General features: G+C 69.2%; 6 protein-coding genes. 2 read left to right on the forward strand and 4 right to left on the reverse strand.

Features of this window, described 5'->3' with window-relative positions; genetic code table 11:
• Positions 1-48: 48 nt before the first annotated feature.
• Positions 49-264, reverse strand: coding sequence for a phenol hydroxylase subunit (locus EV685_RS20060; protein ID WP_130483848.1), 216 nt, complete (start codon positions 262-264; stop codon positions 49-51).
• 306 nt (positions 265-570) lie between these two features.
• On the opposite strand from EV685_RS20060, the gene EV685_RS20065 reads away from it, so the two are divergent.
• On the forward strand, positions 571-2271 hold the full coding sequence (locus EV685_RS20065) for a sigma-54-dependent Fis family transcriptional regulator (RefSeq protein WP_130483849.1): 1701 nt from the start codon (positions 571-573) through the stop codon (positions 2269-2271).
• Positions 2272-2292: 21 nt separating this feature from the next.
• Positions 2293-3090, forward strand: a complete 798-nt coding sequence (locus EV685_RS20070) for a GntR family transcriptional regulator (protein WP_130483850.1) — start codon at positions 2293-2295, stop codon at positions 3088-3090.
• Here the strand turns inward: EV685_RS20070 and EV685_RS20075 are convergent.
• The 3 genes from EV685_RS20075 to EV685_RS20085 are packed head-to-tail and all read right to left on the reverse strand — an operon-like array spanning position 3014 to position 10143.
• Entirely contained in the window at positions 3014-5764 is a 2751-nt protein-coding gene (locus tag EV685_RS20075; protein WP_130483851.1) for a sensor domain-containing protein, read from the reverse strand. The genes EV685_RS20070 and EV685_RS20075 overlap by 77 nt on opposite strands.
• Before the next feature lie 22 nt (positions 5765-5786).
• A complete protein-coding gene (locus EV685_RS20080; RefSeq protein WP_130483852.1) occupies positions 5787-8888 on the reverse strand; it encodes an efflux RND transporter permease subunit in 3102 nt (1033 codons plus the stop codon).
• Between the two features lie 40 nt (positions 8889-8928).
• Positions 8929-10143 carry an efflux RND transporter periplasmic adaptor subunit gene (locus tag EV685_RS20085; protein ID WP_242615698.1) on the reverse strand — a complete coding sequence of 405 codons (1215 nt, stop codon included), beginning with the start codon at positions 10141-10143 and terminating at the stop codon, positions 8929-8931.
• Between the last annotated feature and the right edge of the window lie 205 nt (positions 10144-10348).

Here is a 10348-nt window from a genome sequence, read left to right on the forward strand (position 1 = left end):
GCCGGTGCGTGCCGGCGGGTTCTCGGTACGTGATTCAGGTGGCGCGGCTCAGTCCGTCAGGACGACCGCCCGGTTGACAGCGCAGAACTCTTCGAAGGCCCTTGCGGGCAGCAGCAGCTCGACGGCCAGTTCGGGCCAGCCGATCGAGAACTCGAAGGCCACCAGGCCGTCTTCGCGGCGTTCCTGGATGCGCACATAGCGGCGCATCAGGTCGACGTCGGGCCATTCGGTCTGCGCTGGCGGTGCGGGGTGGTCGTGCGGCATGCCAGCTTCCAACGCACATGACATGCCTGAGTCGCCGCTGACGCCTCAGAATCTCGATAATTTTAGGGAAAACACCAAGATTTGAACAATGGGCTTGACCCGGGTACAGGTCTTGTCCTGGACGATGGACGGTGATCCATCGGGCTTCTGCAGCGCAGCATGATCATTTCCTGAGGCGTTCCAGCATCCAGATTGATCAAATGATCACTTTTTCGATGAGTGACGCACGAGCGGCGGCGCCGATCGTCGGGGTGACTCAGGATCGTCCCGGATGACAGGTTCAGGGTTTTTATCGATAGTTCTGGCATGAGCGCCGATCGCCCGTTTCACCTTCCGCCCGATGCCGATCTGCGTCGCCTGGTGCATTTCTCTGCCGGCGACGGAAGGATCTGGCTGGCTGGACACCGCATGCTGCTGGTGCACGTCGAGGCGCTGGGCTCCCTGCGGCGAGAACTGATCCAGACGATCGGCCCGCAGCAGGCACGTCGGGTCCTGATGCGAGCGGGCTATGCGGCTGGCCAGCGTGACGCCGCACTGGCGCGCCAGGTGCGGCCGGATGCAACGCCCTTCGAACAGTTCGCCGTCGGCCCGCAGCTGCACATGCTCGAAGGCGCCGTGCAGGTCACGCCCGAACGCTTCGAGATGGACCTGGAGGCGGGTCACCATCTGGGGATGTTCCGCTGGGACCATTCCTGGGAGGTCGAGACCCATGTGCGCCATTTCGGTCCGCAGCAGGAGCCCGTCTGCTGGATGCTGATCGGTTACGCCTCGGGCTATGTGAGCGCCTTCATGGGCCGGCCAGTGATCTACCGCGAGACCGAGTGTTCGGCCTGCGGCGCCGCGCATTGCCGCATCGAGGGCCGCGTGCTGGAGGACTGGCCCGATGGCGAGCAGCTGGCGCGTGACTACGACGCCGACTCGATGCTGGTGCGCATCGAGGACCTGCAGTCCACCGTCGACACGCTGCGCGAGACCTTGGCTCCGCGCGACGAACTGGGCGAGCTGATTGGCCAGTCACGCGCCTTCCAGCGCGCTGCCGGCCTGCTGCGCAAGGCGGCCGGCACGCAGGTGACGGTGTTGCTGACGGGCGAGACGGGCGTGGGCAAGGAGCGCTTCGCCCGATCCCTGCATGCGATGAGCGGGCGTGCGGCCAAGCCCTTCGTCGCGGTCAACTGCGCGGCCCTGCCGGCCGACCTGATCGAGAGTGAATTGTTCGGCGCCGAGAAGGGTGCCTACACCGGCGCAGCCAGCGCCCGCATCGGCCGCTTCGAGCGCGCCGACGGCGGCACGCTCTTCCTCGACGAGCTGGGCGAGATGCCATTGCCGGCGCAGGCCAAGCTCTTGCGCGCGCTGCAGAACGGCGAGATCGAGCGCCTGGGCGGCACCCAAGTCCGCAAGGTCGACGTGCGGGTGGTGGCGGCCACGAACGTTGACCTGGAAGCGGCGGTCGCCAACGGCCGTTTCCGGCGCGACCTGATGTACCGGCTCAACGTCTACCCGATCCCGATCCCGTCGCTGCGCGAACGGGTCGAAGACATCGAGCCGCTCGCCGTGCACCTGCTGCGCCACTACTCGGCCCTGCACCAGAAGCGCATCGGCGGCCTGACCGACCGGGCGCTGGACGCCATGCGTCACCACGGCTGGCCGGGCAATGTGCGCGAGCTGGAGAACCTGATCGAGCGCGGCGTCATCCTGTGCGGCAGCGGCGAGGCCATCGACGTCGATGACCTGTTCCCGACACCGCCCGGCCACGGGAAGGATGGGACTGGCGGCGTGACCGTCAGTGCCGAAGGCCACCTCGAACGTGTGACGCCGGCCACCGACGGCCACCTGCTCGATGCCCTGCTGCAAGGCGGCCTGAGCCTCGATGCGCTGGAAGACAGCCTGATCCAGGAGGCCGTCGCGCGCAGCAAGGGCAATCTGGCGGCGGCCGCGCGAACGCTGGGTCTGTCACGACCGCAGCTCAGTTACCGGCTGGCGCGGGTCAAGGAACGGTTGCGGGACTGAGTCCGCAGGATCGACCTCACCATGGCCAAGCGACCCTACATCCAGACACCCGGCCACGACGGCGACCCGCGTTCGCCGCTGGGCGGCTCGCGCACGCTCATCGAGCAGGCCTATGCGCAGCTGCGCGAGGACATCCTCGACGGCCGCCTGCCGCCCGGCGAGAAGCTGCGTGTGGAGCACCTCAAGGACCACTACGGCGTGGGCGCCGGCACGCTGCGCGAAGCGATCACGCGGCTGGTCAGCGACGCGCTGGTGGTGGCCGAAGGCCAGCGCGGTTTCCGCGTCGCACCGATGGCGCTGGCCGATCTGGCCGACCTGACGAAGCTGCGGGTGCAGATCGAGATCGAGGCGCTGCGACGCTCGGTGCGCGAGGGTGATGCGGCCTGGCGCACGCGGGTGAAGGCGGCGTTTGACGACATCAGCGCGATCGAGCAACCGCTGCTGCCCAGCGACGCGCGCCGCTGGGAGCTGGCCAACCGGCGCCTGCACGAGGCGCTGATCTCGGGCATCGACTCGCCCTGGACCTTCAAGGTGCTGCAGCAGCTCTCGCAGCATTCCGAGCGCTACCGCCGCGCGGCGATCGGTCTGCCCGGCAGCAACCGGGATGTGCATGCCGAACATGCGCTGATCGTCGAGATGGCCTTGAGTGGTCAGGAGGCGCGCGCCGCGCTGGCGCTCGAGGCCCACATCGCCCGGACCCCGGACATGCTGATGCAGCAGCTCCGGGACGGCGGCAGCTTGCTCAGGACACGATCGGCGGTGACGCCGCAAGCAGCACCTGCTGCGCAAACGCCTCCGGCGGCATCGGGCGGGCCTTGAGGTAGCCCTGGATCTGCTGGCAGCCCTCGTCGCGCAGGAAGCTCAGCTGCTCCTCGGTCTCGACGCCTTCGGCCAGGGTCTGCAGGCCCAGGCTGCGGGCCAGGCCGATGACGCTGCGCACGATGGCCTCGTCGTCCGGGTCGTAGCGCAGGCCGCGCACGAAGGACTGGTCGATCTTGAGGCGGTCGACCGACAGGCGCTTGAGGTAGCTCAGCGACGAGTAGCCGGTGCCGAAGTCGTCGATCGCCAGCTGCACGCCCAGGCGCTTGAGGCTGTCGACGGTGGCGATGGTGTGCTCGCTGTCTTCCATCGCGATGCTCTCGGTCAGTTCCAGCTCCAGCATCGTCGCGCTCAGGCCACTCGCGCGCAGCGCGGCGATGACGTGGTCACGCAGGTCCGGATCGCGGAACTGGGCCAGCGAGAGGTTGACCGCCACCGGCACCACCGGCAAGCCGGCATCGCGCCAGGCGGCGACCTGACGCAGGGCCTCGTTCATGACCCACAGGCCGATCGGGCGGATCAGGCCGCTGGATTCGGCGATCGGGATGAAGCGTGCCGGCGACACCAGGCCCAGCTCCGGGTGCTGCCAGCGCAGCAGCGCCTCGGCGCCGACCAGGGCGCCGCTGACGGCGTCGAACTGGCCCTGGTAGTGCAGCCGCAGCTCGTTGCGGCCCAGCGCCTGCCGCAGCGCACGTTCGAGCGCCAGCGTCTCGCGCACCTGTTCATGGCTGGCGCGCGAGTAGAAGCCCAGCCGGTCGCCGCCCTCGCGCTTGGCCTGCTGGACGGCCGACTCGGCGGCCTGCAGCAGCGCGGCGAGTTCGGCACCGTCGGTGGGGTACTCGGCGATGCCGATGCTGGCCACCACGTGAAAGGTCTGGTCGCCCAGGGCCACTTCCTTGGCCAGCACGTCCTTCAGGCGCAGGGCCCGCTGGCTGAGTTCCTGCGTGTGGCTGCCCGCCAGCAGCACGATGAAGTCGTCGGCACCGCGCCGCGAGACGGTGTCCTCAGGGGCGACGGCGGCGAGCATCCGGGCCGCCAGGGTCTTGAGCAGGGTGTCGCCGACGTCGTGGCCGTAGGACTCGTTGATGGCGCCGAAGTGGTCGATGTTGACGTGCAGCACCGCCACCGCGCTGCGGTTGCGCAGGGCGGTGGCGAAGGCCACCTGCGCGCGGTCGGCCAGCAGCACCGCATTGGGCAGCCCCGTCAGTGCGTCGTGCGACTGCAGGTGGGCGATGCGGGCGTCGGCGGCCTTGCGGGCGCTGGTGTCGGTGAAGATGCCCAGGTAGCGCTCGACGTGGCCGCTGGCGTCGCGGATGGCGCTGATCGATAGCCATTCGGGGAAGACCTCGCCGGACTTGCGGCGGTTCCAGATCTCGCCTTCCCAGCGCCCGTCGCGCAGCAGCCGCGACCACATGGCCTGGTAGAAGGCCGCGTCCTGCCGGCCCGACTTCAGGATCGCAGGGGTGCGCCCCCGCACCTCGTCCGGGCCGTAGCCGGTGATCTCGGCAAAGGACTGGTTGACGGCCACGAAGCGGCCTCGGGCGTCGGTGATGAAGATGCCCTCGTGGCTGAGCTGGAAGACCTGGCCGATCAGACGCAGGTGTTCGTCGGCGCGGTGCCTATCGCTGACGTCCTTGGCCAGCACCAGGCGCAAGCGACGTCCGTCACGCAGGAAGGTGTGGCCGCTCAGCTCGATCCAGAACAGGCTGCCGTCCTTGCGCTTGTGCTGCAGCTCGCCGGAGATCGAGAACGGGTCGTCGCGCTGGCGGATCTGCTCGATGCGCTGCATCAGCTCGGCATATTGGTTGGCCGGCCGGACATCGGCGACGGTCATCGTCATGAACTCGTCGCGGCTGTAGCCATAGGCCGCCACCGTGGCGTTGTTGACCGAGTGGAAGCGCAGGGTCTCCAGGTCATAGACCCACATCGGCCAGGGGTTGATCTCGAACAGTTCCTGATAGCGCGTGGCCGCCTCGCGCAGGTCGATCTCGGCCTGCTTGCGCTCGGTGACGTCCAGCCAGGCGCCCACGACATGGCGCGGCGCACCGTCGGCATCGAAGATCACGCGCAGGTGGTCATCGATCCAGCGCCACTGGCCGTCGCCCCGGCGGAAGCGGTATTCATGTTGAAGCTCGCCGTCGAGCATCAGGCGACGCTGCGAGGCATCGAAGTGCGCCAGGTCGTCCGGATGGATGTGCTGGCGCAGGTAGTCCGGTGTCGCAAGCCAGTCGACCGCCGGGTAGCCGGTGATGCGTTCGACGTTCTCGCCGATGTGTTCGATGCGCCAGCCCATCTCCGCCGTCGGCGGGCGCAGGGCGTAGATCAGCGTCGGCGAGACACGGAGGATCTGCGCCAGCCGGTCGCGTTCGTTGCGCAGCACATCGCGCTGGTGTGCGCTGACGCGCTGGCTGTGTCGCACCAGCTCATGGATCAGCCAGGCCGACAGCAGCACGAACACGATGCCTTTGCCGGACTGCAGCTGCCGAAGCAGATCCTTGTCCTCGAACAGGACATCGAGCAGGTGGTCCGAGCCGAGGATCCACGCCACGCCAAAGGCGATGAAGGGCAGCACCACACGCGCGGTGGTGGGCACGCTGGGCGACGCGGGTGCCTCCAGGCTGGCGAGAGCCGACGGATCCGGGTGTCGACGCAGCCAGCGAGGAAGCTTGACCATGGCGCTGTGGGGAGCGGTCTCGTCAGGCCTGACCGGCCGATGTGACGGGGACCTTGCCGCTGCCGCGCAGGCGGGCGATGCCGCCCAGGGTCAGGCGCACCAGGTCGTCCACATAGGTGAACACCACGGGCACCACCAGCAGGCTCAGGAAGGTCGAGGTGATCAGGCCGCCGATGACGGCCACGGCCATGGGTTGGCGGAAGCTCGGGTCGGTGCCCAGGCCCAGGGCGATCGGCAACATGCCCGCACCCATGGCGATGGTGGTCATGACGATCGGCCGGGCGCGCTTGTGGCAGGCGTCGATCAGCGCGTCGTAGCGGCCCATGCCGTCGCGTCGGGCGATGATGGCGTAGTCGACCAGCAGGATCGAGTTCTTGGTGGCGATGCCCATCAGCATGATCAGGCCGATCAGCGAGGGCATCGAGAACGCGCTCTTGGTCAACAGCAGCGCGACGAAGGCGCCACCCAGCGACAGCGGCAACGCAGCCAGGATGGTCACCGGCTGCATGAAGCCCTTGAACAGCAGCACCAGCACGATGTAGATGCACAGCACGCCGGTCAGCATGGCCAGGCCGAAGCTGGCGAACAGCTCGCCCATCACCTCGGCGTCGCCGAAGTTGGCGCGGCTCACGCCGGCCGGCAGATTGACCACGGACGGCAGCTTCTCGACGGCGGCGGCGACGTCACCCAGCGGCTGGCCGTTGAGCTCGACCTCGAAGTTGATGTTGCGCTGGCGGTCGAAGCGGTCGATCTGCGCCGGGCCGGTCTCCAGGCCGATCTGGGCGATGTTGGACAAGCGGATCGGCCCATTGCGACCGGGCACGGTCAGCTGGCCGAGCAGCGCCGGATCCTGCCGCGCGGCATCGGGCAGGCGCACGACGATGGGCACCTGGCGCTGCGCGAGGTTGAGCTTGGACAGGCCGCTGTCGAAGTCGCCGGCGGTGGCGATGCGCAGCGTGTCGGCGATCACCGCCGAGGTCACGCCGGCATCGGCGGCCAGGGCGGCGTCCGGGCGGATCACGAGTTCGGGCCGCACCAGGCTGGCGGTGGACGCGATGTTGCCCAGGCCGGGCAGGCTGCGCAGGTCACGCTCGACCGCCTGGGCGGCCTCCAGCAGGGTGTTGCCGTCGTTGCCCGACAGCACCAGCACGTACTTCTCGCCCGAGCCACCCAGGCCGACGGTGACCCGTGCGCCCGGCAGGCCCTGCATGGCCTCGCGCAGCTCGCGTTCGATGACCTGCTTGCGGGTGCCGGTGCGCTGGTCACGTGGCTTGAGCGTCAGGGTCAGCGTGGCCTTGCGCACCTCAGACACGCCGCCGCCCATGAAGGGATCCGCACCCGATGCGCCACCGCCGACGGCGGTGTAGACCTTGGTCACCATCGGGTTGGCCAGCACGATGGCGCGGGCCTGTTCGGCGGCGTTCAGCGTGTCGTGGAAGGTGCTGCCCGGCGGCAGTTCGATCGACACCTGCGACTGGCTGAAGTCGTCGGCCGGGATGAAGCCGGTGGGCAGCAGCGGCACCAGCATGATCGAGCCGACAAAGAACAGCACCGCGCCGATGGCGGTCACCAGGCGGTGCCGGATGCTCCAGGCGACCCCGCGCAGATAGGCCTTCATGATCCGGCCGTCCTCGCCGCCATGGCCGGCCACGATGGGCTTGAGCAGGTAGGCCGACATCATCGGCGTCAGCACCCGGGCGACCACCAGCGAGGCGAACACCGCCAGCGCGGCGGTCCAGCCGAACTGCTTGAAGAACTTGCCGGGGATGCCGGCCATGAAGGCGGTCGGCAGGAAGACCGCGATCAGCGTGAAGGTGGTGGCAATCACCGCCAGGCCGATCTCGTCGGCCGCCTCCATCGCCGCTTGGTAGGGCGACTTGCCCATGCGCAGGTGGCGCACGATGTTCTCGATCTCGACGATGGCGTCGTCGACCAGGATGCCCACCACCAGCGACAGGCTCAGCAGCGTCACCACGTTGACCGAGAAGCCGAGATACCACATGCCGATGAAGGCCGGCACGACCGACAGCGGCAGGGCCGTGGCGGCGACGAAGGTGGCGCGCCAGTCGCGCAGGAAGAACCAGACCACGATGATCGCCAGGATCGCGCCCTCGTAGAGCAGGGCCAGCGAGCCGTCGTAGTTGTCGACCACCGGCTCAACCATGTTGAAGGCCTGGTCGAAGCTCAGGTCGGGGTGATCGGCCAGCAGTTGGGCCACCACACGCTGCACGCCAGCCTCGACGTCGACCTCGCTGGCGCCGCGGCTGCGGGTGATTTCGAAGCCGACCACCGGCTTGCCGTCCAGCAGCGCGGCGCTGCGTTGTTCGGCCACCGTGTCGCTGACCCTGGCAACCTGTGACAGGCGGATGCGCCGGCCGTCGCTCAGCGGGATGTCCAGCGCGGCCAGTTCCTCGGCCGACTTGACCGTGGCCAGCGTGCGCACGGTCTGCTCGCTGCCGCCCCAGTCGGTGCGGCCACCCGAGGCGTCCTGCTGGACCGCGCGCAGCTGGCGCGAGACGTCCGACGCCGTCGCGCCAAGCGCCAGCAGCCGGGCCGGGTCCAGCTCAACACGAAGCTCGCGCGTGACGCCGCCCACGCGGGCCACCGAGCCGACGCCGTTGACGCTCAGCAGCGCCTTGGTCACGTCGTTGTCGACGAACCAGCTCAGGCCTTCCTCGTCCAGCCGGCTCGACGCGATCGTGTAGGTCAGGATCGGCGTGCCCGCCAGGTTCATCTTGCTGATCTGCGGGTCGCGCAGGTCGCCCGGCAGGTCGGCGCGGATGCGGTTGACGGCATCGCGCACATCGTCGACCGCCTCCTGCGTGGTCTTCTCCAGCCGGAACTCGACCGTCACCGTGGCGACGCCGTCCTGCACCTTGCTGTAGATGTGCTTGACGCCCTGCAGCGCGGCCACCGCGTTCTCGATCTTGCGCGCCACCTCGGTCTCGAGCTGGGCCGGTGCGGCGCCGGGCAGCGCGGCGCTGACCGTCACGGTGGGCAGGTCCAGATCCGGGAAGTTCTGGATCTTCATCGCCCGGAAGCTCATCAGCCCTGCCAAGGTCAGCAGGACGAACAGCATCACGGCCGGGATGGGGTTGCGGATCGACCAGGCGGAAACGTTCATGGTGGCGTGGGGCGTTCGGGTCGTTCGGGTCTTGGGGTGCTCAGGACTTCGGCGCGGCCACCGCTGCGGCCTTGGTCGGCAGTGTCGGGGCCGTCACGATGCGCACCGTGTCGCCGTCGCTCAGGAAAGCGCCACCCTGGCGCACCACCCGCGCGCTCGCATCGAGGCCTTCGACGGCCACGCGCTGATCCAGCCGCGCCAGCACACGCACGACGGTCTGCCGCACCTTCTGGTCGGCGCCGACCTGCATGACCACCGCGCGGCCATCGCGCAGCAGCACGGCGCTGGCCGGCAGCGTCAGGGACGGCCGGCTGTCGAAGCTGAACTCGCCGCGCGCGAACATGCCCGGCTTGAGGTCGCCTTCCGGGCCGACGGGCAGGTCGACCAGGACCAGGCCGTTACGGCTCTGCGCATCGACCGTCGGGGCGATCTTGCGCACCTTGCCGGTGACGCTGCGGCCAGCCGGCGTCGTCAGCTGGGCCTTGTCGCCGGCCTTCAGTCGGACCAGTTCGGCGGCGGGCACCTCGGCGCGCCACTCGATGCGGCCACCGCGGATCAGCTTGAACAGGTCGACCCCGGCGCCGCCGATGGCGCCGACCGTGGCGGTGCGGGCGCTGATCACGCCGTCGTCGGGCGCGACCACGCGGGTCTGCGCCAGGCGCAACTGCTGGGCCTGCACGGCGGCCTGGGCGGCCGCCACGCCGGCCTGCGCCGCCGTTTCGGCGCTCAGGGCCTGCTGAATCTGCTGGGCGCTCAGCGCGCCGGTGTCGCGCAAGGCACGGGTGCGTTCGGCGTTGTCGACCGCATCGGCCTGGGCGGCCCGGGCCTGTGCCAACGCGGCTTCCAGCTGGGCCAGGTCGGCCCGGATCGTTTCGCTGTTGAAGACCGCCAGCAGCTGGCCCTTGCGGACCCGGTCGCCGACATCGACCCGCACCTCGACCAGCCGCAGGCCGGCGATTTCGGCGCCGATGCTGGCTTCCTGCCAGGCGGCGATGTTGCCGTTGGCCTGCAAGGTCACCGGGACCTGGGCGCTGACGGGGCTGACGACCTCGACGCTGAGCGCGGCCTTGGCCGATGCCGGTGCCGATGCAGGTGCGCTGGTCTGGGCTTGTGCCAGCGGCAGGCTGCAGGGCAGGGCCATCAGCGCGGCAAGGGCGGCGGTGACGAGGGCAGGGCGGACAGGGCGAGCGGGCAGTGGCATGGTGTCGATCTGGTGCTGTTCATCGGGCACCGGCTGCGGCTGCGGCAGGTGCATCGACCGTTGCGCCGCAGTTTACTGGTCGGCCTTGACAACGACGCCCCACCAACGCCGAGGGCCCCGCGCCTTGCAGCGCGGGGCCCTCGTGACGGATGAGGCGGACCGGTTGATCCGCCTCATCGGATCAAGGCTGATCCAGATCGATCAGAGCAGGCCCTTGAGCAGCCGGCCCATCTCCGACGGGTTGCGGGTGATGGTGAAG

The sequence above is a fragment of the Sphaerotilus mobilis genome (genome assembly GCF_004216565.1).
Lineage (GTDB): Bacteria > Pseudomonadota > Gammaproteobacteria > Burkholderiales > Burkholderiaceae_C > Sphaerotilus > Sphaerotilus mobilis.